Genomic DNA, 24,185 nt, shown 5'->3' with positions numbered 1-24,185 from the left:
TGCCCTAAATCAATACAAACATGGATATTCTCTTAACCCCCGACCAGCTCTCACTCTCTGGAGCATTAAAACGATTCGTTATCCACACCAACGAGGAAACAACGTTCTCCCTCAAGGACGAAAGAGACAGCAAAGTCATCGTACAACACACCTACACGCCCAATAAAAACGGACACATAGAAATCGAACTCGAAAACATCATCACACCCCTGCTCAGCTTCCAACTACTCGACAAAACACAACCCTATAAACAACCCAACATCCTAAAACAGTTCAATGCCTCGATCACCGAACATAACACCAACGAAAACAAAACATTCAGCTTCGAAGTAATAAGAGCAGGAATCGACCAATTCGCAGATTCGGCGGAAAACTTCCTCAAAACGAACTTCCTCACGTGGCAGCCAAACATCAAACCCGTGACATACCACACGCCGGAGTTCCTCACATACTACGCCGCTCATGACGTCGCAGTACAGGGAGTCGCATACATCCCCCAAGAAGAAACAGACAACTATACACAACTGCCCTTCCAGCTCGCCCTACTATCTGCCGGAAACGTCTGGACAATTCCTGTATCATACGCCATCATCGCCGGAAAAATCAAGAAAATGCCGGCATACTACGACATCTTTATCGAAGACCAGCAGGGAAACAGACTCACATACATACAACGATATTATGCCACCGACATCAAAAGCGAAGAAGAACAGTGGATCCTCTTTGAAAACTCACTCGGAGGAATCGACACCTTCAGAGCCTACGGGGAGACCGAAAACAACGCAAAACATACACACAACATCGTCGAAATAGAAAACAATACACAGGAATATAGAGTCGACACGCTCCGAGAATTCAAAAAAAATACGGGATTCCTCACAAAAAACGAACGAAAATGGGTACTCGACTTCTTCCCGTCACTCGGAAAATATATCTATACCGGCGACGCAATACGCAAAATCGTCGTCACCGACAGCGATGTCTCGTGGAAAACAAAAGAACTGCCGTCAACATACAACTTTACCTATAGGTTCGCCGATGCAAAACCATTCCTGAACCTGCCAAGAACGGAACTGCCGACGGAGATGCTGCACATCAAAATACCCGATGCCACGTCTTTTACGCTCGCCCCGCGCTTGGTTGAACTGCCAAGACTCACACTCACAAAAGGGGCACTCTTCCCAGTTCAAAATCCGTATGCCTCGCAATGGAACGTCACAACACTCGAGGCCATCATAGACTTCCTCAAGAAAACCATCACCAATTCCTACCAAGGGGATGGCTCCCTCGGACATACACACGATAACATCTCTGTCCTCAATGCACTCGAACGCCTCGGAAAGTATCTCACCATCGATGCCGAGAAAATCTACGCCGGACACGCCGATACGGCTACAGTCGCCGATACGCTCGACCAAAAATCCAAAGACTGGGACAAAATACTGCAATCCGACAAGGCTTCAACGGCGAAAGAAATCATATCCTTCCTCAAAGGCATAACCATCGGGGCGGGATTCCATATCAATGAGCAAGGAGAAGCACTGCTCAAAGCACTCACCGTCGATGCCATCAAAAGCAAAGATTTTACACAAGGAGCAGACACCCTCGACGGAAAAGGATTCGCAATATACCAAGACAACAATGGAAGAACACACGCCGTGACCGACATCATCGAGGCACGCGTCAAATCCATATCGGCCGAAGTAGAAATCAAAAAATTCTCTTTCGCATCAGGAGACACAGGATATACATTTGCTGGAGCAAAAATCACCAAAGTCAAAAAATTGTCCAGCGGTGACTTCAGATGCTATTTCCCCGCACAAGACGGAGACATCGAATCTATCAACGACTTCCAACTCGGCGATCAGGCCATGGCCAGAACGGATACCTTCCTCAACCATCAAAAACAACGGTCAGACAGAAGATACTACTGGAGACTCGTTGTCAACATCGGACAGGAAACGCTCGAAGACGGACGCTCCTACCACTTCGTCGACCTCTCATCCGTCAAAGGAACGGTCACACTCATGGAACATACCTGTATCGGATGCGACACCACCGTCGATAACGACGAACCAGAACCGCTCGACAACATCGTACAACTCGGAAATCAAATCAACCCCGACAGACAATATGCATACATCATATACGTCTCAGAAGGAAGACGCGTCGACTATGCCGGTATCAATGACTTCAACCTCGATACACACATCGTCGAAGAGCATTCCAGAGAAAAAACAATCCTCAGAAGCGACCGAGTGGAAATCGCTTCCGCAGCAGGAACAGCGCAAAACACACCGCTCGTCTGCGAACGCGGAGAATGGAGAAACGGAGAAAAATACGGCAGATACGACCGAGTATCACACAACAACGCTATATGGCTCTGTAACGTACCAAAAGGAACAACCACCACCACAGAACCAAAAGACAACAACACGGAATGGATCAAACAAACATATGGCATGAAGGGCGAGGCATCCTATACCTATATACGGTACTCCAACGATAAAAAAACGTTCACACAACCCAAGGAATGGAAGGAAACAGGGAACTATGCCGACGGAAGAAACCTCATGCCCGAAAGCTATAAAAAATTTAACCGACCCGAGGAAATCTTCACAATCCCCTACCTGCAAACCTGCAAACAAGGACAGAAAATCGACCTCACAGTCAGCTTCGACTACCACATCCCGGGCAACTTCGAGCAAGGAAGAATCGGTATCGAATTCTATTTCCAACTACACGGAAAAGACTACTACTACGGACACTGGGTAAACAAAAAAGGAGACGGACGAACATCCAAAACACTGCAAATACTCTACGGGAAAAACAACGCCGCAGGCGTCTTCAACCAACTCTTCGACAAAGCACAGCAAAGAATCAACGAAGCCTATATCACCAATATCAAAATAGAACTCGGAAACAGTACTACGACATGGACACCGGCACCCGAAGACCAAGAAAGAGGAACGACTACAGGAAAATTCCTCGGCACCCTCGTATGGAACAAACCATACCCCTCACCCTTCCTTGAAGATTACACGTGGACAGAGGTCGAACCACGAGGCATCAACTCCGTCAAACGAATGTTCGGAGTCTCAGCAACACCCAACACACCGCCCACCGAGTACACCGAAACAACGCCGAAACTCACCAATAACAATAAATACCTCTGGGCATACGACATCATCACATATACCGATGGAACAACCACCGAAACAACACATGCCATCATCAGCGTCTACGGAACAGACGGACACGATGGAACAGATGCCGTCAATATACAACTGTCCACCGAATACATCATCATCGATACCGCAGACAATGGAACCGTCACGCCGGCACAACTCGCACAGGCCTATACCGACGTCAGAGCTTTCAGAGGAACAACGCCACTGCCGATAACCATCCCTGCAGAATCGCTCACCACATCACAAGGAATCAGCGCCACCGCACAAGGAGAAAGAGTCAAAATCGTGGCCGTAGATAATGACCCCGAAACAGGATATGCCTACGCTTCAGGATGGGTAGACATCCCCGTAAAAGTAGAAGGAAGAACGTTCCCGCTAAGAGTCTTCGTCGGTACTAATCTACACCGGCAAGTCGCAAAATGGGTGCAGAACAGCCGACAGTTCCGAAGCGAATTCTCCACACTCAAAAACGACTACAACGCCAACAGGAAGACATGGAATACGCAGATCCAGCAAAATGCACAGGCCATCGCACAAAAAGTAGAACAAACCGTCTATCAGGCCGACAACGCCGAGACCAGCAGAAAAATGGCAAAGCTCGAAACACAGGCCGACAGAATCTCTGCCAAACTGTCCGAAACAAAAGAAAAACAATACAACCTGCTCCGAAACACAAAAACACTTCGAGGAGACAACATCATCCGGCAGGGCATAACACTACAGGAACGAGCCATCAACGACTTCTCCGTAGCAACGGCACTCAATTCAGAGGAACAACAACGAGACATCCTCAAGTGGAACAACATCCCAATCAAGCCCAATACTTATTACTCCCTCTCTTTCTACGCGAAGGGGAGCGGAACGTGTGCTTGCGCGCTCTCGCCTGACACCTGCGCAGAAGTCATCAACGCACAGGACTTCCGAAACAGTGCATCCGATGGACACAACAGATTCACGCTCACCGACCGATGGACGCGCTGCTGGGCAACATTCAAAACTAAAGACAATTGCCCCAGCACAACAGAAGTGATACCCCTGCGGTTGAATAGCGTTGCCACAGCAAGCATCTACGGCATCTGCCTCGTCGAGTCCGCTGCACCAACCGATTGGCTGCCTTATCACCATGACCCGCAAAAAAATCTCGTCCAAAAACCACTCGCCATCTCCGCGCAGAAAGTCAATCTTGAAGAAGATACAACCACAGAAAACGAAAAATACGGAAAAATCAGAAAAATTACAAACAATAGCTACTGGTACCAACTACAATGGAACCTCGAAGAACCCACAGACAATACAAACCAACAGTTCACCCTCTTCATCGTAGCAAAAGACCTCACCGGAAACTCACTATGGAGACTCGGTACGTGGATGCCCGGAGATAAAGGCTCCTTCAGCTACCTAACTGAGAAAAGCCAGTATATAGAACTCGGAAACGGATGGAAAAAATACTACACGACATTCTATGGCAAGGAACAGCTCAAAGGCACAGGAGAAATCTTCGGCATCAACGGACTGCATGGCTCACTTGAGGTCTATGCTGTCGGAGTTGTACAAGGTGATGAATGCCCGGAATGGAATGTTTTCCCCATCGAAAAAGCACTCCTCGATACGGGTATCGACATCACCAACGGACAAATAAGACAGATCGCAGACCACTTTGAATGGATCGACAATCAAGGAAACCCTATCGCACAGTTCAAAAACGGAAAAGCATACTTCTACGGAGACATCTCCGCCAGGACATTCTCCACACCCAACGGCACTTTCCAAGTCGACGAACAGGGAAACATCACGGCAATAAACATGGAAGCCGTTGGAGGCACGTTCTCCAACGTCATCATCAAAGGCTCCTTCTCATCTCCCTATGCCACCGTAGAAGAACACTACAATATCTCGCTTCACGACAACGCATGGCTCGATGGAGAAAACACCCAATGGAACCACTTCAACCTCCAATGGGACGTATCACAACGGGGAAGAACGCTCCATATCACCAATTACCCACTGAGAGGAGCATATACGGGCTATGGAGTCATTATCGCACCACAGGGAAAATACTTCTTCGACGAAGGACGCAGGTTCTCTAAAATCGCCATCTACACCGGTACGTCGGTCGTACTTCACGGAATAGGAAGCGAAGACACCTTCTACGGGTGGCTCGTCGAACAAAGAAACCTCATAGGAAATTACATGGCGGGCGTCCCCTTCCGAGTGCTGGCATGGGGATTCGCTACCTGCAACCCCACAGAAACAACCATCAATGCACAAACCTACAACGGATATGCACTCGCCATAGAACGCATCGGTCAAGGACATTGTAGAATCCTTTTGCCCGTCCCATGGGCACAAGCTCTCCTCAAATACGGACCCCAACTGCGCAAAACCATCGGCGTATCACTCACAGGATTCGGACACAGCTACGACGATAGTACACAATCCATGCCTATCAAAGCCACCATCAAAAGCATAGGAATGATAGGACAGAGAATCGCCATCGACATCTGGCTCTCAGACGACGACCGCGTCCACGACGGAGCGTTCCAATTCATCATCTACAACATGGCATTCAACAACATGTTCCAAACATCCGAAAATATATAATGACAACAACTAAACAAAATAAAATGAACATTACATCAAAAAACAGAACCTTTGTCCTCACAGAGGAACAGGGACACTACGCATTCAACGGAGAACTCATCCTCGATGCTGACGATCATCCCGAATTTCGTGGAAGCGTAAACCCGAAACAGGGAGGACACCTCGCATCGGTCTACTACAAAGAAACAGACCAAAACGATGTCTCCATCAGCTTCAGCGGAGCACAAAAAGACGCTATGTCAGTACTGCTGGAACTCGTAAACCTCATAACAAAGGCAAAAACGGCCATTATCGAAGAAGACAACACATCAAACACCTCTCTGCCCGAAAAAGAACCCGAGGAAAAAGAGCCCGAGACGGAAGCAACATCCCCCCCAAAAAATGAAATATAAGAATGAAAATGGTAAAAACAGAAAGAAATAGGTATTTTCACCATCTTTTTGTAGGAAGATAGGACGATAGGAAGCAAAAAACTTCCTATCTCCTTTTTTATAACACACCCTTATAATTCAGCAACAACGCATTCGCACTTTGAATATCCTTCGGAGTATAGATATCGGTAATCAAAATCGAAGAATGCCGTGCCTGGTCACGAACCGTTAGAATATCCGTGTTCGCACGCAGCATATTTGTGATACCCGTATCCTTCAGAGAGTAAAATTTATACCGTGTAGTCAGTTTCAGGTGCTTACGTACATGATGGTGCCAGTAATCACGGAAAGACTTTTCGCTCCGACGTTCCGCACCGGGAGCAAAATCCTCGCTGAAAAGATAATAATCGCTCGGGCATTTAAAAACATCCAATGCTATCATCAACTTCATCACATGGTCAGGAACCGTCAGCAGAGCATCGCGATGATTCTTCGTGTGGTCACCATGTAGCAACATCGTCTTTCGTTTGATATTGAAATCTCCCACCTTCAGATAGCTCATCTCTCGCGGCCGTATGAAAAGATAATGGAGAATGTAGCAGGCAAGCAGATAGTGTTTGTTGTTCGCCTCCAGCCAATTCTTGAGTTCCTGTAGCACAGGATCCGGAATCACATCGCGATTCTTCAGCACCCCTCGCTTCTGTACAAGTGAATAACCCGCCGTCGGGTCAGAAGGGATGTAACCACGCTCCAGCAGATATTTGCAGAAAGTCTTCAGCCAGCTCAAGTAATTGTTGCGAGTCTGAAGCGTGTTGTTGCGGTCCACAAAGACATAGTCTAAGAACTGACCGGTAAGGATACGGTCGAATTGATACGTGTAGAAAAGGTTGACAGACTCCTTCTCCCTCCATCTGCGTAGCACTCTGAGACGGCTTATATAAGACACCGCCGTTTCCTCGCGCATGTTGTGCTCTTTCAATAGCTTTAGCAGATACTCCCGATAGCGATCGCAAGCTTCATCGAAAGAGGTGTATTCCAAGGGTTGCGTCACCTCCACCCATGGGTTCCAGCCTTGCATCAGTTTTTCCGTGAGCCTCTTGATGAGAGCCTCGCCGTATTGGCGCTGGTTACGTTTTCCCTTTATATGTCCGAGCATAAATTTCTTGGTATGAAACTTCCCTATTGTCGGATCGAAAGCGGAAAGTGATACATAGCATTCTGAAGCCTGGTGAAATCTCGGCGGCTTCCAGCCGACAATCTTGTCAATTGCCGTCTGCTTGTTCTGAGAATAAAAATTTTTTTTAGGCATTTCTAAATTTTTGAGTGAAATGCCCGATTGATAATCTTGTTATTTCTTCGCCGACTTTTCGCCGACCTTCTTACCTCCGACAAAGCGTAAGGGATTGATAATCAACCCCTTTACATCGTCTTAGTCGGGATTACTGGACTCGAACCAGCGACCTCGCGCCCCCCAGACGTGTGCGCTACCAACTGCGCCAAATCCCGATCTTTTACATTGTTTGGTAAACTGCACGCTGTTCTTTTTCCCTTTAAGGAAAGAAACTAATGCCCTTTACCTTATATAACTTTCATTCACTTATATAGTGTTTGAAAGTGAGTGCAAAGATACACACTTCTACTGATATACGCAAATTTATGCGATTCTTTTTGCGTAAAAATGTCCTGCATAAGTTCCACCATAAGGAAATATAAGTTTAAAGGTTGAAAAATGTGAGCTCCGTGAGTATAAAAGGATAGCTTTCACGCGTTAAAACCTAAGTGATTACGCTGTGAAAGCTATCCTTTTATAAGTGGGTATGCGAATGATACCGAACGGTGTCTTACTTGTCTACGAATTTCACCTTTTTGTTAAACTCGTTGAGACGAGCTTGTATTTTATTCATTTTCTTTTCCAAATGGTTCAGTTTCTTCTGGCTTTTGAGCAATTTCTTGTTGATTTTCTGTGCTTCCTTCAGCGTTTTAACGGTTTCTTTTGCATCTTTTACCGTAGTGGACGCATCTGACGACGTAAAGTCGGTTGTTGCCACATTGGCTGTTGCATTGACAGTTGCAGCTTTTTCATTCAGCTCTCCAAAATTCTCTTTCTCTTTCTGATACTCTAATTTCAAGTTGTTGAGCTTAGTATTCAAAGCTAATACCTTTTTCTGGGTTTTCAGATTTTCAACGTCGAAAGCTTTGTTCTGACCGAACGAAATGGCAGTAGAAAACGCCAGCATACAAATCAATAATACCTTTTTCATTTGTTCGTTTTGTTTGGTTATCGCCGGCAAAGGTAATTATAATTCTCTGAAAAACAAATGGTGGAAGTATTTTTTTTGATAAAAAACGGATGCGGAGAAGGATTGGGGTTGCTGGCGAACGGTAAAACGCGGTTGTTCGAGATAAGTGGAAGGGAGGAGAAGAGGGGAGAGGACTACAAGCGGCCTTCCTCGCAGTAGCTGTAGTATCGGCCGTCGACAATGATGATGTGGTCAAGGAAGTGGAGGTGCATGGTGTCGCAGGCGGCTTTGATTTGGCGGGTGATGCTGTCGTCTTGATGACTGGGCTGAGGGTGGTTGCTGGGGTGGTTGTGGACGAGTGCAAGGGTGGTGGCGTTGCAAAGCAGTGCTTCGCGTATAACGATGCGCACGTCGATGAACGTATCGCTCAACCCACCGTGGGAAATACGGAACGGACGGATGAGGCGGTAGTTTTGATTCATCAGCAAGACCCACGCTTCCTCTACGTCGAGGTCTTGCATGATGGGGTGCATATAGTTGTAGATGGCAGTGGCACTACCGAGGTCTGGTCGCTCGCCCACTTTCTCTCGCTGGCGTCGTTTACCGAGTTCATAGGCGGCGAGCAGGCTGATGGCCTTAGCTTCGCCGATGCCGTTGTAGCGGCAGAGGTCGCTGATGCGTAGCTTGCCAAGATGGGAAAGGCTGTTATTGTTGTCGGAAAGGATGCGCTTCATGAGTTCAACGGCACTTTCGTGTGGTGTACCCGAGCCGATGATGATGGCAAGGAGTTCAGCATTGGAAAGGCTCTCTGCCCCTTGGTCTCTGAGCTTTTCGCGCGGCCTATCTTCTTCCGCCCATTGTGTGATGGAGAGTTTGGTGGGTGTGGTTTTCATTGTATGAGAAAGTAAGTGAGGTTATTGGTAGAAGGTGTTTTGAAACGCTTGGAACTCGTCTTTGCCCAAAATGATGCGTTTCCACCATGCTTCGAGGAATCCAAGCCCGTAGCCGGTGAGCTGGGTAAAGGCGGCGGCAATGGCGAGCAGACCTATCCGCAAGCTCCGATTCACAATAGTGGCAGAGAGGGCTATCAGCAGGGCATAGGCCGAGATGAGCATCCACGGCACGAGAAATACCCATAACCAGAGAGGCGAACTGCCGTAGTGCATCATCGCTCTGCCTACGGCGGAAGTAAAGATAAGGAGCATCAATCCCACGGTAAAGAAAGCAGGCAACATGTGTACGGGTTTCAACGAATCGGGATATTTGCGATAGAGGTTGATGCGTGCGATGCCGCTGTTATAAACCTGACGATAGAACTTGCGGAAATCTGTGCGTCGCTTGTGCCATACCCATGCTTCGAGAAAGAGCCGACAGTGGTAACCGGCACGGAAAATGCGGATGCTGAAGTCAATATCTTCACCGAAACGCATACGGGAGAAACCTCCGAGGTGGGTGTAGACATCACGGCGGATACCCATGTTGAATGACCTTGGATAGAATTTGTCGAGTTTTTTCTTGCCGCCTCGGATGCCTCCGGTGGTGAAAAAACTCGTCATGCTATAGGAGATGGCTTTCTGTGTGGGAGTAAACGACGTATGGGCGCAGTCGGGACCGCCGAAAGCGTCGACTGGGTCAGCGGCAAGAGCATCGTTTACGGCTTTTAAATAGTGAGGCGGCAATACGACGTCGGAATCGAGTATGATGAGATAAATGCCGTCGGCACGTTGAGCGCCGTAGTTGCGCGTATCGCCCGGACCGGTATTAGACTTCACGAAATAACGTATCTTCATCCGGTCTTCATATCGTGTGCAGATGTCTTGAGAGGTGATCGTTGAACCATCCTCAACGATGATAACTTCGAAGTCTTGTAGGGTTTGTGTGCAGAGACTTTCGAGAAGTTCGTCCACTTCATTGGGGCGATTATAGACGGGAACGATGATGCTGTAAGTCATGAGAGAATCTGTAGGTGAGAGAATGATAAAAACGGAACGCACCTTCGGCTAAAAAAAGGAACAATGGCCATGATGCAGTCGCCATTTGTTCTCTACCGAAGGTGCGTATGGTTTTATTCTTTGATGCGTTGTAGATAAGAACCGTCGCGGGTATCGACCTGTATGAGCTCGCCCTCATTGATGAAGAGAGGTACGCGCACTTCAACACCTGTTTCCAATGTAGCAGGTTTAGTGGCATTGGTGGCCGTATCGCCTTTGATGCCCGGTTCGGAATGGGTAATGCGAAGCACTGTCTTTACAGGCATCTCGGCAAAGAGAACAGTACCATCAGTCGTGTCTGTTACAACTTCCACGATGTCGCTTTCCTTCATGAATGCCACGCCGGTGATGGCTTCCTTTGCGATAGGTGCTTGTTCAAAGGTCTCTTGATTCATGAAGATATAGTCTTCGCCGTCTTGATACAGATACTGGTAAGGTCTGCGCTCAATGCGAACGTCTTCGAGTTTGAAGCCTATCTGAAAAGTACGGTCGAGCACTCTTCCCGTGGTTACGTTCTTTAGTTTGGTACGCATCACCGTGTTGCCTTTTCCGGGCTTCACGTGTTGGAAATCGATGCAGGTGTAAATCTGGTTGTCGAGACGGATACATGTCCCGATTTTGATTTCTTGAGAGTTAATCATTTCGTTATTTTCTTACGTTATTAATATATATATTGGATATGCAAAGGGGATGTACAACAAAGTTATTTCGTTTTCTTTACTGCTACTTTGAGACCGTTGACGGCAATGTCTTCCTTGATGCGTGCCTCTATTTCTTCGCATAGTTCGGGATTATCGCTGAGTAAGGTTTTGGTGGCATCACGTCCCTGCCCAAGTTTGGAACTACCATAGGAGTACCATGAGCCACTTTTCTGTATGATATCTTGTGCTACGCCAAGGTCTATCAGTTCACCTATCTTGCTGATTCCTTCGCCAAAGGTTATTTCAAATTCTGCTTTTCGGAAAGGTGGGGCAACCTTGTTTTTTACCACTTTTACGCGTACTAAATTGCCGGTGACGGTGTCTCCGTCTTTGATACTCGTCACTTTGCGTATATCCATTCGCACGCTGGCATAGAATTTCAATGCTAATCCGCCTGTAGTTGTTTCGGGATTGCCAAACGAAATACCTATTTTCTCTCGCATTTGGTTGATGAAGATACAGGTGGTTTTCGTCTTGCTGATGTTGCTGGTGAGCTTGCGCAACGCTTGGCTCATGAGGCGTGCGTGTAATCCCACATTGCTTTCACCCATATCTCCTTCTATTTCTTTCTTGGGAGTGAGGGCAGCCACGGAGTCGATAACGATGATATCAATAGCAGCCGAACGTATCAGCTGTTCGGCAATGTCGAGAGCTTGTTCTCCGTTGTCGGGCTGTGAAATCCATAGGTTATCCACGTCTACGCCTAATTTCTGGGCATAGAATCTGTCGAAAGCATGCTCCGCGTCTATAAAAGCAGCAATGCCTCCTGCCTTTTGCGTTTCGGCAATGGCATGGAGAGCAAGTGTTGTCTTTCCTGAAGATTCGGGACCATATATTTCAATGATGCGACCGCGGGGATAACCGCCTACGCCCAAAGCATAATCAAGCGCAATGCTACCTGTAGGAATGGTCTCAACATTTTCTATCTGCTTGTCGCCGAGTTTCATGATAGCACCTTTGCCGAAATCTTTCTCTATCTTCGACATCGCTGCCTGAAGGGCTTTCAACTTGCCTTCTTGTACATTGTTTGTTTCTTCTTTCTCTTTTGTCATGGCTGTATCGTTAGAGGGGTTAGATAATCATTATTATAATTCCAAGTCTCCGCCGAAGACCTCGTGCCAAGGCAGACCTTGTTTATTCAATTCTTTCATAAAGGGATCTGGGTCGAAATCTTCCACATTCCACACACCGGGCTTACGCCATAGTCCTTTAAAGAACATCATAGCACCAATCATGGCCGGAACACCCGTTGTATAGCTTACTCCCTGCATACCCGTTTCTTTATATGCTTCCTGATGTTTGCAGTTGTTGTACACGTAATAGGTTTGTTCCTTGCCGTTTTTCACACCGCGAATGCGACAGCCAATGCTTGTTTCGCCTTCGTAGTTCTCTCCGAGTTCTTGTGGATTGGGTAACACAGCCTTGAGAAACTGCAACGGAACAATCTTCTGACCATTGTAGTCGATGGGGGCGATACGTGCCATACCGATATTTTGTATCACGCGGAGATGGGTGAGATACTCTTCGCCAAAGGTCATCCAAAAGCGTGCCTGCCTGATAGTAGGATAGTTCTTTACTAAACTCTCGAGTTCTTCATGGTGCAGGAGGTAACTCTCGCGCGGCCCGATGTTGGGATAAGTAAGCGTTCGATGTATTTCCAGAGGCTCTGTTTCTATCCACTGTCCGTCTTTGTAGTAGAGACCTTTCTGCGTAATCTCCCGTATATTGATTTCAGGATTGAAGTTTGTAGCAAAAGCCTTGTGATGGTCTCCGGCATTGCAATCTACGATATCCAATTCATGAATCTCATCGAAATGATGTTTAGCAGCGTATGCGGTAAAGATGCCACTCACTCCCGGGTCGAAACCACATCCCAAAATGGCAGTCAGTCCAGCCTCTTCGAAGCGTTGCTTGTACGCCCACTGCCACGAGTACTCAAAGTGTGCTTCGTCTCTCGGCTCATAGTTGGCCGTGTCTAAATAGTGACAGCCGCATGCCAAGCATGCCTCCATGATAGTGAGGTCTTGGTAGGGTAGGGCTAAGTTTATCACCATTTCGGGTTTGTAGTCACGCATGAGGGCTTTGAGTTGTTCCACATCATCGGCATCTACTTGTGCCGTCTTGATGTTCGGATTGCCTATCGCTTTGACAATCTCATCGCATTTTTCCTTGCGCCGCGATGCAATCATAAAGTCGGTAAATACGTCGGCATTCTTATTGATTTTGAATGCAGCTACGGTGGCCACACCACCGGCACCAATCATCAGTACTTTTCCCATTTTATCTATTCTGTCTTTATTTTTTATTTTATCTCGTCAGCTCTGATACCCAAGGCACTCATGAGCGAATAGCCCAGTATTTCCTGACGGAAATTTCCCCCTTGCATAGGCTGCATTGCAAGCACAGTGATACGTTTTTTATCATCATCGAGGAAGTGGAGTGTCTGCCGTATGTTGTCATATAAGGTTGCATTTTCAGCATTCGGTATAACAACCACACGGTGTACGTCGGGTTGCGACACCACGGTTTGCAGCACATGGACGAAGAAATCATCGGCAGCCACCATGTCTTCTACGGGATACGAACTGATGGTAAACTCGCCCAGTGTGCTTTTGAAAGCCTGTGCATTGAGTTCCTTGTCGTAGTTTGCGGGCACAAAGTTCTCCATTTTGTGTCGTCGCTTGTCGTGGATGAGTACCACTTGTGTATCGTTCTCGCCCTCTTTCAGTCCGCCGTCGAGTGCCACACACTCTATCCACCGTGCCATATCGGCCTTAGGGATGCGCCGTCCAATCATGCGTTCAAAGTTCACGATGAGGTCAAATGCCACCTTATCTATATAATCGGCATCGGCAATGATGACGTTATTGCTCCATTTCGTTTGCTTATCCATCTTGTATCCGTATCACGGCGAGGCAGATGAAACCCCTCGTCCAGACCGTGCAAAGGTAGCAAAAAAAAATGGCTTTCATACTTTTGATTCTTAATTATTTTCACGATGTGGCAGCTCTTCACTATCAAGGGAAACCTACGTACTTTGCTTTAACTCCAAGCGACCATGAGACTGCTCATGAACGATTGTAGTTTAATTATACTAAAAAATAAAGTGCGACTTGTGCTATTTGGTGGGAATAACATAACTTTGTAGCGATGGAAATCATTCATCACAACAAAAAAAATGAAAGGAATATCAAATATGAAGAAAATTAAAGCTGCCGTCGTAGGTTACGGAAACATCGGACAATATACCATAGAAGCATTGGAAGCGGCCGAAGACTTCGAGATTGCAGGGGTAGTACGCCGTAACGGAGCGGCTGACAAGCCAGCTGCTCTCGCACCTTACCATGTGGTGAAAGACATTCGAGACCTCGGTGCTGTGGATGTGGCCATACTTTGCGCTCCCACAAGGTTGTGTCCCGATTATGCTAAGACCTACATTGCATTAGGTATCAACACAGTAGATAGTTACGATATCCACACGGGCATCGCTGAGTATCGTGCCACACTGATGCCGCTATGTCAGCAACATGATGCTGTTTCCGTAATTGCTGCAGGCTGGGACCCAGGCTCTGATTCCGTGGTACGTACTCTCATGCAGGGACTTACGCCAAAGGGGTTGACCTATACGAACTTTGGTCCGGGCATGAGCATGGGGCATTCAGTGTGTGTGCGCTCTAAAGCCGGTGTTCGCAATGCTCTCTCCGTTACCATTCCCAAGGGTGAAGGATTGCACCGCCGCATGGTCTATGTGGAGTTGGAAGCGGGTGCCGACCTTGCCGCCGTTACCCAAGCGATCAAAGAAGACCCCTATTTCGCCCACGACGAGACACACGTGTTTGCCGTAGACTCTATAGACGATGTGCGCGATATGGGACATGGCGTGCATCTCGTGCGGAAAGGTGTCAGTGGCAAGACACAGAACCAGCGTTTGGAATTCAGTATGAGCATCAACAATCCTGCCCTTACTGCCCAGACGCTTGTAAACGTGGCACGTGCTTCTACGCGGCTCTCTCCTGCTTGCTATACGATGGTCGAAATTCCCGTTATCGACCTTCTGCCGGGCGACCGCTCTGAATGGATTGGTAAATTGGTGTAGAACCCTTACGATAAAACGCATGGCTGAGGTCATTTTCTTTCGCTTTCTGATTCTATGCAAATACTACGCGAGTTCGGGATAGGGGAATCTTACCCAATAGCCCCAAAGGGGTGACAGATTCACAGGCAGGCGATGAAGTCCGTAAGAACGCAACCCCTATATGAATGTATCACCCATCATAACTTCGGAGGAATGACGGAAGATAAAAGGTCTTTCGCGTTGCGGATGCTCGGTACATGAAACGCTTGCAACTTTCGCATCTACAGCGCACCTTGGGTAAAAAGATACCACAAAAAGGAACGAATAATTTGGGGTAAAGAGGAAAAAACACTAAATTTGCATCTACCTAAAAAATAATGCCATATGAGACAACTGAAAATCACGAAATCCATTACAAATCGCGAGACTGCTTCATTAGAGAAATACCTGCAAGAGATAGGACATGAGGAGTTGCTGACCGTAGAAGAGGAAGTGGAATTAGCACAGCGTATCAGACGCGGCGACCGGCAGGCGCTGGAAAAACTGACAAAGGCCAACCTAAGATTCGTGGTTTCAGTGGCTAAGCAGTATCAGAACCAAGGACTGAGTCTGCCCGACCTTATCAACGAGGGGAACTTAGGTTTGATAAAAGCGGCAGAGAAATTTGACGAGACACGCGGATTTAAGTTCATTTCATACGCTGTGTGGTGGATTCGCCAGAGTATTTTGCAGGCTATTGCTGAACAAAGCCGTATCGTTAGGCTTCCACTCAATCAGATAGGGTCAGTCAATCGAATCAATAAGATGTTGAATCGATTTGAGCAGGAAAACGAGCGACGTCCGAGTATGGAGGAAATTGCCGATAAGGTGAACTTGTCACAAGAGAAGGTGGCAGACGTGTTGAAAGTGAATAGCCGGCAGGTCTCTGTGGACGCACCCTTTACCGAAGGTGACGAAACCAGCCTGCTTGACGTGCTGTGCAACAATGATTCGCCCATGGCCGACCGCGAATTGGTGAGGGAGTCGCTACGGGAAGAAATCAACCGCACACTACAAGTACTCAACGAGCGAGAACGCAACATCGTAGAAGCGTTCTTCGGTATCAACCAAGGAGAGAAGACTCTTGAGGAGATTGGCAACAAATTTGGTCTTACCCGTGAACGCGTGAGACAGATAAAGGAAAAGGCCATCCGTCGGCTTCGCCAGAACACGAAGAGCCGTCTGCTGAAGGCTTACCTCGGGCAATAACACATACAAACAAGTATTATATATTATATATACAACTTATACAACATTTTATGAGAATCATCAACGTTTCTATAGCCGTTCTGTTGCTGACGGTGCTCGCTGCGGGCGGCATACAGGCACGCGAAAAACAGGTGCCGCGGCTCTATGCTTTCGGCTTTGCATCGTCTTTTAACGATTCCACGGTGTACATCACACCCATACAGGAACTTGACGGGGCATGGATCAGCTCCGGTTGGGGATTCCTCTTCGGGCGCGACAGCTATGCATATCAGCTACGTGACTATCTGACCGGACAAGGTGTGGAGCATAGCACTTGCATCATTTCATATGCCCGAAAACGCGAGCAAGTAGAAAAAAAATATGCCAAGCTGCGGAAACGTTACGCCGAGAAGTTGAAATACATCGTAAAAGAACTGCCGGCAGAGGCATTCCGCTTCACCGTCGTACAACCCGAACACCCCGTGGAATGACCACAGAAACCCATTATTTCCGCATTGCCGAGTTAAATCTCGCCATCACCTTCCACCAGCCCCACACGGAGAATATGGGACTCATTCCATCATTGGAACCCTTTCGCACAGATGCCGCTCCCGATGTGATGTTTCATCTTTCGGTAGACGCAAATACGACTCCCGTAACTGCAGACGACTGCGAACGGATACGTGTCTTCGACACAGGCAACGGCGATACCGTAGTAGACCGTCTGTGCAACGGCGGTTATCAGTATTTGGTGAAAGATACCAACGGCTCTGACTGCTGCCTGCTCCGCACCGACAAACATTTCAAAGACTGTCGCTGCGCCCTTTTCGGCAGCTACGACATGCGTAGTTTCGGCCTCAACAATGCCCTCATGCTCGTTTTTGCTTTCGCTGCCAGCCACCATGAAACGTTGCTTCTCCATGCATCGTTGGTCAGATGTGCAGGACGTGGCTATGCTTTCATTGCCAAGAGCGGCACGGGAAAGAGCACGCAAGTGAGCAACTGGTTGCGATATATTCCCAACTGCGACCTGATGAACGACGATAACCCCGTGGTACGCATCATTAACGGACAGGCCTATATCTATGGCAGTCCGTGGAGTGGAAAGACTCCATGTTACCGAAACGTGAAAGCCCCTTTGGGAGCCATCACACGAATAGACCGTGCACCACAGAACAGCATCGACCACCTATCTCCCACCGAAGCCTTTGCCTCATTGCTCCCCTCATGTTCTTCGATGAAATGGGATGCCGATATCTTCAACTCTATTTGCACAACCATCGGACATATCATTGAGATTATCCCTACCTACGTACTACACTGTTTACCCGATAAAGCCTCTGCCACTCTATGTCACAACACCATCTCAAAGTAGAAGAAAGACTGTTTGCCAACGCACAGTTCCTGCCCGAAGTGGTGAAGTTACTCAATGAGGGGCACACCGTGACACTGAAACTCAAAGGTTTCAGTATGCGTCCCTTTCTCGAAGATGGGCGAGATAAGGCCTTGCTCACACGTGCTATCAGTCCCCGCAAGGGCGATGCCGTGTTAGCCGAAGTACGCCCCGGGGTCTACGTGTTGCACCGTATCATCAGGATAGAAGGCGACCGCGTGACGCTGCGTGGCGATGGCAACCTTTCTTCCGAGGAATGCCGACTGACCGATGTCAAGGCTTTTGCCATGGGCTTTTATAGGAAAGGGCGTACGAAAATCGACAAGACCAACGGTATGAAATGGCTTGTTTACTCGTTTTTGTGGACACGCCTCTTCCCGCTCCGCCGGTTCTTGCTGGCCTTTTATCGCCGTATTTGGCTAAAAACATTTAAACCGATATAAGAAATGAGAGCAAAGAAAGGATTCAACCTCCGCACAATTTGCGGCGAGCAAATCATAGTTGCCGAGGGTAAGGAGAATATAGACTTCAGTAATATCATCAGTATGAACGACACGTCTGCCTTTCTGTGGGAGGCGATAGCAGGACGCGACTTCACTGCCGATGTGTTGGCAGACCTGCTGACCGAGCATTACAGCATCGACCGTTCTACCGCAATGGCTGATGCGGAGCAACTCATCACGCAGTGGATTGAGGCAGGTATTGTGGAAGAATCAATAAATGAGGGAAGCCCACACGGAATTTAGAGGTATAGCCCTCTCCCGAAAGGATGGCAGGAAAGTCCATAAGAAGAGACCTCCGATGGTATATTTAGATACCGTCGGAGGTCTTATTCTTATTTTCTTCTATCTCATGCGACCAACTCTCCTTACCAAGGTCGTCGCCCGAAAAACGAGAAAGGATGTACGGCAGTAGGCCGTCGTGTCCATTATTTCGCCTCTTCCATCACGCCTTCAATATAAAGACGCGTCATTTCCGTTGCAGCATTGGCACGCACGGTAATCGTTTTCTTGAAGTGTCCGGGGAATTTTCCCTGCCCGTTATACGTCACTTTCAGCTGACCTTGTTGCCCGGGAGCGATAGGCGACTTCGTGTATGAAGGTACAGCGCAACCGCAGCTAGCTACAGCCTGATTGATGACCAAGGGGGCATTTCCCACGTTCGTAAATGTGAACACGCACTCTTGTATGGGGTTCTTTTCCGAGAATGTGCCGAAGTTATGCAACAACTTATCGAACTTTATCTCTGCTTGCTGTGCCCTTACGACCCCAAAGGTGCCCATAAGCAACAGCATCATTACTAACATCTTCTTCATCTTCTTTCGTCTTTTGTTTAGTTGTGGGCAAAGATAACCATTTCTTTTTAATACGTAGGATACCCCCTTTGTTTTTTTATTTATTTAACCCAAATCGTTCGTGAGGCGGCTCAATGCCTCGACGCTATGCGCTGCGTATAGGGCGTTCTCCCCCAATGGAGTGTTGCAAGTGCGAAAGAACTTTTCCAAAGATACCGTTTGACGCGAGAAAGGTCGGCAATCTTTCCCTGTACAAACCGTATCTGTACCACGTACAAACGCCATTTGTACAGGGTACAAATAGGGACTTATCATTCGTAACTTTACAACCTTAAGACCTTGCAATCTCAAACTCTTGAGCATCAAATACCGAGAAACGATTACAGAAGAGGGCGAAAAGTTGCGAATGATAACTGCCTTTCTGTGCGAATCGGGAATATGAATAATAGACTTTCCCCACTTGCCATTCCGGAAGATGAAGGAGAGTCACTGATTCTTCCCGATAAAAAAGTGCCGATTGCTGATAAACAGGCAATCGGCACTTGCATCGTATGCTCGCCATTAGTGGTGGAGCAAATTTTATTCGTGGTCTAAACTGTCGTTGAAGTCGCGCGGCTCATGCTCTGCCAACGGGTCGTGGTATTCGCGAGACGACAAGTCTTTATGCTCAAAGCGACGCGGTTCGTGAGATTCATGACCACCGAAGTCGCGTCGTTCGCCACGGTCGGGGCGCGGCCTGCGCTCTCCTCTGTCTTGACGAGGACGACGCTCCCGCTCTACATATCCCTCCGGTTTGTCCATCAATACGCGTCGAGAGAGCTTGTATTTGCCGGTCTTTGGGTCGATATCCATGAGTTTCACGCGAATTTTGTCACCCTCTTTGATGCCTGCATCCTCAACGGTTTCGAGCCGGCGCCAATCTATTTCGGAGATATGGAGCAATCCGTCTTTGCCCGGCATGATTTCCACGAAGCATCCGTAGGGCATGATGGAGCGTACTGTCCCCTCGTATATTTCGCCTATTTCGGGAATGGCAACAATAGCTTTTATCTTCTCTAAGGCAGCATCGATACTCTCTTTGTCGGGCGCACTTACTTGCACCTTGCCTTTGCCGTCTATCTCGTCAATGGTAATGGTGGTGCCGGTGTCTTCCTGCATCTGTTGGATAATCTTTCCACCCGGACCTATCACGGCTCCGATAAACTCTTTCGGTATGTCGAAAGCTACAATGCGGGGTACCTGAGGCTTCAATTCGGCACGTGGCTCTGCGATGGTTTCGGTTATCTTTCCGAGAATATGCTCGCGTCCGGCCTTAGCCTGCATGAGTGCTTCCTCAAGGATTTCAAACGACAGTCCGTCGCATTTAATGTCCATCTGTGTGGCTGTTAATCCGTCTTTCGTACCTGTCGTTTTGAAGTCCATGTCGCCGAGGTGGTCTTCATCGCCAAGAATGTCGCTCAAGACGGCATATTTATCTTCGCCCGGATTCTTAATGAGTCCCATCGCAATACCACTCACCGGCTTTTTCATCGGCACGCCGGCATCCATCAGTGCCAATGTCCCGGCACATACGGTGGCCATTGATGACGAGCCGTTACTCTCAAGAATCTGGCTGACGAGGCGCACTGTATAGGGATAATCTGCGGGGATTTGACCTTTCAGACCGCGCCATGCAAGATGTCCGTGACCGATTTCACGACGGCCGACGCTACGCTGCGGACGTGCTTCACCTGTACAGAACGGTGGGAAGTTGTAGTGGAGAATGAAGCGTTGGTAGCTCTTGTCGAGCACGTCGTCTATCATCTTCTCATCGAGTTTCGTACCCAACGTACATGTGGTGAGCGACTGTGTCTCGCCACGAGTAAAGATGGCACTGCCATGGGGCATAGGAAGCGGAGATACCTCGCACCATATCGGGCGTATCTCATCCGTACGGCGACCGTCCAAGCGCTTACCTTCATCGAGTATGCAACGGCGCATAGAATCGCGCATCACGTCGTCGTAATAGCGATCTACCATAGCATGTTTCTCTTCCAATTCGTCTTCGGACAGCTCTGTATGGGCTGCGTCGTAGGTTTCGAGGAAGTCTGCCTTTATCTTATCAAAGGCTTCTCCGCGGGTCTTTTTATCATGATCGCCCGCCAAAGCGATGGCATAACACTTGTCGTAGGTATCTTTGTGTAGCTGGGCACGCAGTTCCTCATCGTTCGTTTCATGGTCATATTCGCGCTTTACGTCGGTTCCGAGCTCTTTGGAAAGCTCTTCCTGCACGTCGCACATGGGGATGATAGCCTGATGAGCAACCTTGAGTGCCTCAATGAGGTCTTGTTCGCTCACCTCTTTCATCTCACCTTCCACCATCATGATATTATCTTTGGTGGCACCCACCATGATATCCATGTCGGCCTCTTTCATCTGTTCGGAGGTAGGGTTCACCACATATTTTCCATTTACACGGGCAACGCGCACTTCACTGATATGAAAATCAAAGGGAATGTCCGAGCAAGCCATGGCAGCTGAAGCCGCAAATCCTGCTAATGCATCGGGCTGGTCTATGCCATCGGCGGAGAGAAGCATCACGTTTACAAATACTTCTGCATGATAGTTTGAGGGGAATAGCGGACGAAGAACACGGTCTACAAGACGCGAAGTCAATATCTCATTGTCGCTCGGCTTTCCTTCTCGTTTGGTAAAGCCACCGGGGAAACGACCCGCCGCGGCATATTGCTCTCTGTAATCTACCTGTAAAGGCATGAAATCTGTTCCGGGAACAGCATCTTTAGCAGCGCAAACAGTAGCCAGCAAAACGGTGTTACCCATACGAACTACTACCGAACCATCGGTTTGTTTAGCTAATCTGCCTGTCTCGACACTGATGGATCTCCCATCAGGCAGCGAGACTGTTTTCGTTATTACGTTCATCTAAAATAATTAAAAAGACTTATTGTTTCACTTACATCATATTATATAATTGCGCAAAGGTAACGAAATAAATATGAACAGACGAATAAAAGAGAAATTATTTTCTACCGGCCTTTCCGCTATTCTCTCAATCTGTCACGAATGGGTGGGTTATAAATCGTAACTTTTTATTCCGTTTTTGTGAGAGTCTCTCGGTATTTGATGCTCAAAAGTTTGAAATCGTAAGTTCTTAAGGTCGTAAAGTCACGAATGATAACTCCCTATTTGTACCCTGTACAGATGCCGTTTGTACATGGCGCAGATAGGGTTTGTGTGTAGTGCAGACGTCATTGAACAGACCCATGGATTTTATTGAATCGCATGGCAAATGCTTCATGGTTTACTGATTTTTATATACCTTTGCATCAGTCGTTTCCCGTTTCGGCTAAAGCAAAAAGAGAAAGAAAAATGAAGTTTCTAACCTTTCTGCGAGATTGGACGCTACCGGTTTCTATCAGTTTTGGTGCCGTGGTCTACCTCGTTTTCGGACTTACCCCGCAACTTTCCGGCGTGGCGGAAGCCTGCGCTCCCGTGTTTGATGCCATTCTTCCGCTGTTTATGTTCTTGATTCTGTTCGTCACATTCTGCAAGGTTGACTTCCGGAAACTGTTGCCTGTGGGATGGCATCTGTGGACGGGTATTTTTCAAATACTCTTCGTGCTGATCATCGTAGGCGTGATACTCGTGTTCCACATTACAGGGAGCAACCTCGTATTGCTCGAAGCCCTCCTTACGTGTATCATCTGTCCGTGTGCTACGGCAGCAGCAGTCGTGACGCAGAAGTTAGGAGGTAACCTCGAAGAGATGACCACTTACACCTTTTTCTCCAATTTTGTAACCGCTCTTCTCATACCCATCTGCTTCCCGCTCATCGACAAGGCTGTGGATATGGATTTCCTTTCTGCCTTTCTCCTTATATTATATAAGGTGTGTTTGGTACTCGTTCTGCCCATGGTGTTGAGCTATTTCGTGAAGCATTATTTGCGTTCGTTGAACCGATGGATTGTCGGTGTGAAAGACCTGTCTTATTATTTGTGGGGTTGTTCGTTGACCATCGTCACAGGAACGACGGTAAAGAACATCGTACATGCCGATACCACGGCGGGGTTTCTCTTGCTCATCGCACTGTTAGGGCTGTTGCTCTGTATCGTGCAATTTGCCGTGGGACGATATATCGGCCATTTCTTTGACCGTACGATAGAGAGTGGTCAGGCATTGGGACAGAAAAATACGGCCTTTGCCATCTGGATTGCCTACACGTATCTTACACCCCTATCGTCTGTTGGACCCGGGTGTTATATTCTTTGGCAGAACCTGATTAACAGTATCGAGTTGTGGCAAGAGAGAAAGAAGAATGGTGCGTAACAGTACGAACCTTGTCGGCAAAGCGACAAACCCTTATAACGAAATAAACAGACACTTAAACCGAGCGATATGGAGATAACTCCCGTGGCGTATTTTCACTCGCCCTTTCCCTCGAAATTCGGCCTGCCGCGCCAAAGCGGCTTGTCTACAAACCTGACAGGGCATATCATTTTTGAGAAAAAATACCGCGACCCGTCGGCTCTTCACGGGCTGGAAGGTTTCGATTATTTGTGGTTGCTGTGGGAGTTTTCCGGCAATCGAAGGGCTAAAAAGTCGTTGACTGTGCGCCCTCCGCGCCTTGGCGGCAATGTACAGATGGGCGTTTTTGCCACAAGGTCACCCTTTCGTCCTAACAATCTCGGACTTTCCGCAGTAAAAATAGATCGCATCGACTTGCAGACCGCTCACGGGCCGGTGATTCATGTCTTGGGTGCCGACCTGATGGACGGTACACCTATCTACGACATCAAACCTTATCTGCGTGACGCCGATGCCTATCCGGAAGCGCGAAGTGGCTTTGCCGATACCGTGGATTGGCAACCGTTGGAAGTAGATTTCCCTGTGAGATTACGACAGGGACTGACTGCGGAGCAGGTGGAAACACTCATGGAAACGCTACGCCTCGACCCTCGGCCACCCTATCAAGAAGAGCCGGAGCGCATCTATGGCATGCCTTTCGATGGTCGAGACATTCGTTTCCGTATATCGAATGGCAGACTGACGGTGGTGGAAGTAGTGTAATCCTATACCCGTAGCTCCTTCTTTTGTAGGCGGC

Annotated in this window: 21 protein-coding genes and 1 tRNA gene; 11 read left to right on the top strand and 11 right to left on the bottom strand. The window is 47.9% G+C overall.

Going from position 1 to position 24,185, the window contains the following annotated elements:
- Nucleotides 1-20 precede the first annotated feature (20 nt).
- Together HMPREF0658_RS11745 and HMPREF0658_RS05800 are read left to right on the top strand one after the other, a co-directional pair.
- Nucleotides 21-5,792, top strand: coding sequence for a hypothetical protein (locus HMPREF0658_RS11745; protein WP_006949294.1), 5,772 nt, complete (start codon nt 21-23; stop codon nt 5,790-5,792).
- Nucleotides 5,793-5,815: 23 nt separating this feature from the next.
- Complete coding sequence (locus tag HMPREF0658_RS05800) at nt 5,816-6,184, top strand: hypothetical protein (protein ID WP_139047729.1); 369 nt, start codon at nt 5,816-5,818, stop codon at nt 6,182-6,184.
- A 97-nt stretch (nt 6,185-6,281) separates the two neighbouring features.
- Here the strand turns inward: HMPREF0658_RS05800 and HMPREF0658_RS05795 are convergent, their stop codons facing one another.
- The 9 genes from HMPREF0658_RS05795 to HMPREF0658_RS05755 form a co-directional block, all read right to left on the bottom strand.
- Complete coding sequence (locus HMPREF0658_RS05795) at nt 6,282-7,472, bottom strand: tyrosine-type recombinase/integrase (protein WP_006949292.1); 1,191 nt, start codon at nt 7,470-7,472, stop codon at nt 6,282-6,284.
- Nucleotides 7,473-7,596: 124 nt separating this feature from the next.
- A tRNA-Pro gene (locus HMPREF0658_RS05790) sits at nt 7,597-7,669 on the bottom strand.
- Nucleotides 7,670-8,004: 335 nt separating this feature from the next.
- Nucleotides 8,005-8,424, bottom strand: coding sequence for a hypothetical protein (locus tag HMPREF0658_RS05785; RefSeq protein ID WP_006949291.1), 420 nt, complete (start codon nt 8,422-8,424; stop codon nt 8,005-8,007).
- A gap of 173 nt (nt 8,425-8,597) precedes the next feature.
- Complete coding sequence (gene radC, locus HMPREF0658_RS05780) at nt 8,598-9,296, bottom strand: RadC family protein (protein WP_006949289.1); 699 nt, start codon at nt 9,294-9,296, stop codon at nt 8,598-8,600.
- 21 nt (nt 9,297-9,317) lie between these two features.
- Nucleotides 9,318-10,355 (bottom strand): glycosyltransferase family 2 protein, encoded by a 1,038-nt coding sequence (locus HMPREF0658_RS05775; RefSeq protein ID WP_006949288.1) that lies wholly within the window; start codon nt 10,353-10,355, stop codon nt 9,318-9,320.
- 113 nt (nt 10,356-10,468) lie between these two features.
- A complete protein-coding gene (gene efp, locus HMPREF0658_RS05770; protein WP_006949287.1) occupies nt 10,469-11,035 on the bottom strand; it encodes an elongation factor P in 567 nt (188 codons plus the stop codon).
- 62 nt (nt 11,036-11,097) lie between these two features.
- Entirely contained in the window at nt 11,098-12,147 is a 1,050-nt protein-coding gene (gene recA / locus HMPREF0658_RS05765; RefSeq protein ID WP_006949286.1) for a recombinase RecA, read from the bottom strand.
- A 33-nt stretch (nt 12,148-12,180) separates the two neighbouring features.
- Nucleotides 12,181-13,374: a saccharopine dehydrogenase family protein gene (locus tag HMPREF0658_RS05760; RefSeq protein ID WP_006949285.1), complete on the bottom strand. Its 1,194-nt coding sequence runs from the start codon at nt 13,372-13,374 to the stop codon at nt 12,181-12,183.
- A 23-nt stretch (nt 13,375-13,397) separates the two neighbouring features.
- Nucleotides 13,398-13,988: a DUF6621 family protein gene (locus tag HMPREF0658_RS05755; protein WP_006949284.1), complete on the bottom strand. Its 591-nt coding sequence runs from the start codon at nt 13,986-13,988 to the stop codon at nt 13,398-13,400.
- Between the two features lie 303 nt (nt 13,989-14,291).
- On the opposite strand from HMPREF0658_RS05755, the gene HMPREF0658_RS05750 reads away from it, so the two are divergent.
- The 6 genes from HMPREF0658_RS05750 (at nt 14,292) to HMPREF0658_RS05725 (ending at nt 18,536) form a co-directional block, all read left to right on the top strand.
- Nucleotides 14,292-15,191 carry a diaminopimelate dehydrogenase gene (locus tag HMPREF0658_RS05750; protein WP_024990841.1) on the top strand — a complete coding sequence of 300 codons (900 nt, stop codon included), beginning with the start codon at nt 14,292-14,294 and terminating at the stop codon, nt 15,189-15,191.
- 363 nt (nt 15,192-15,554) lie between these two features.
- Nucleotides 15,555-16,418, top strand: a complete 864-nt coding sequence (locus HMPREF0658_RS05745; RefSeq protein WP_006949282.1) for a sigma-70 family RNA polymerase sigma factor — start codon at nt 15,555-15,557, stop codon at nt 16,416-16,418.
- A gap of 50 nt (nt 16,419-16,468) precedes the next feature.
- The gene (locus tag HMPREF0658_RS05740; RefSeq protein WP_006949281.1) at nt 16,469-16,888 is read left to right on the top strand and encodes a hypothetical protein; all 420 of its coding nucleotides are present in this window, start codon (nt 16,469-16,471) and stop codon (nt 16,886-16,888) included.
- Entirely contained in the window at nt 16,885-17,772 is an 888-nt protein-coding gene (locus tag HMPREF0658_RS05735) for a hypothetical protein (RefSeq protein WP_006949280.1), read from the top strand. Before HMPREF0658_RS05740 ends, HMPREF0658_RS05735 begins: the two co-directional genes overlap by 4 nt.
- Nucleotides 17,748-18,233 carry a S24/S26 family peptidase gene (locus HMPREF0658_RS05730; RefSeq protein ID WP_006949279.1) on the top strand — a complete coding sequence of 162 codons (486 nt, stop codon included), beginning with the start codon at nt 17,748-17,750 and terminating at the stop codon, nt 18,231-18,233. Before HMPREF0658_RS05735 ends, HMPREF0658_RS05730 begins: the two co-directional genes overlap by 25 nt.
- A 3-nt stretch (nt 18,234-18,236) precedes the next feature.
- Nucleotides 18,237-18,536: a PqqD family protein gene (locus HMPREF0658_RS05725; protein ID WP_006949278.1), complete on the top strand. Its 300-nt coding sequence runs from the start codon at nt 18,237-18,239 to the stop codon at nt 18,534-18,536.
- A gap of 182 nt (nt 18,537-18,718) precedes the next feature.
- Here HMPREF0658_RS05725 and HMPREF0658_RS05720 read toward each other — a convergent pair whose 3' ends face one another.
- The gene (locus HMPREF0658_RS05720) at nt 18,719-19,105 is read right to left on the bottom strand and encodes a DUF1573 domain-containing protein (RefSeq protein ID WP_006949277.1); all 387 of its coding nucleotides are present in this window, start codon (nt 19,103-19,105) and stop codon (nt 18,719-18,721) included.
- 417 nt (nt 19,106-19,522) lie between these two features.
- Between HMPREF0658_RS05720 and HMPREF0658_RS11510 the strand changes: the two genes are divergently transcribed.
- Nucleotides 19,523-19,678, top strand: coding sequence for a hypothetical protein (locus tag HMPREF0658_RS11510; RefSeq protein ID WP_154645749.1), 156 nt, complete (start codon nt 19,523-19,525; stop codon nt 19,676-19,678).
- Here the strand turns inward: HMPREF0658_RS11510 and pnp are convergent.
- Nucleotides 19,664-22,006, bottom strand: a complete 2,343-nt coding sequence (gene pnp, locus HMPREF0658_RS05710) for a polyribonucleotide nucleotidyltransferase (protein WP_006949275.1) — start codon at nt 22,004-22,006, stop codon at nt 19,664-19,666. The genes HMPREF0658_RS11510 and pnp overlap by 15 nt on opposite strands.
- 447 nt (nt 22,007-22,453) lie before the next feature.
- On the opposite strand from pnp, the gene HMPREF0658_RS05705 reads away from it, so the two are divergent.
- Nucleotides 22,454-23,410, top strand: coding sequence for a bile acid:sodium symporter family protein (locus HMPREF0658_RS05705; protein ID WP_040557848.1), 957 nt, complete (start codon nt 22,454-22,456; stop codon nt 23,408-23,410).
- Nucleotides 23,411-23,479: 69 nt separating this feature from the next.
- Nucleotides 23,480-24,151: a tRNA (N6-threonylcarbamoyladenosine(37)-N6)-methyltransferase TrmO gene (tsaA, locus tag HMPREF0658_RS05700; RefSeq protein ID WP_006949273.1), complete on the top strand. Its 672-nt coding sequence runs from the start codon at nt 23,480-23,482 to the stop codon at nt 24,149-24,151.
- Nucleotides 24,152-24,185: the final 34 nt, after the last annotated feature.

It is taken from the genome of Hoylesella marshii DSM 16973 = JCM 13450, from assembly GCF_000146675.1.
Taxonomy (GTDB): Bacteria; Bacteroidota; Bacteroidia; order Bacteroidales; family Bacteroidaceae; genus Prevotella; species Prevotella marshii.
Note: the sequence above shows the minus strand (reverse complement) of the source record. Positions and strands in the feature narration are given on the sequence as shown.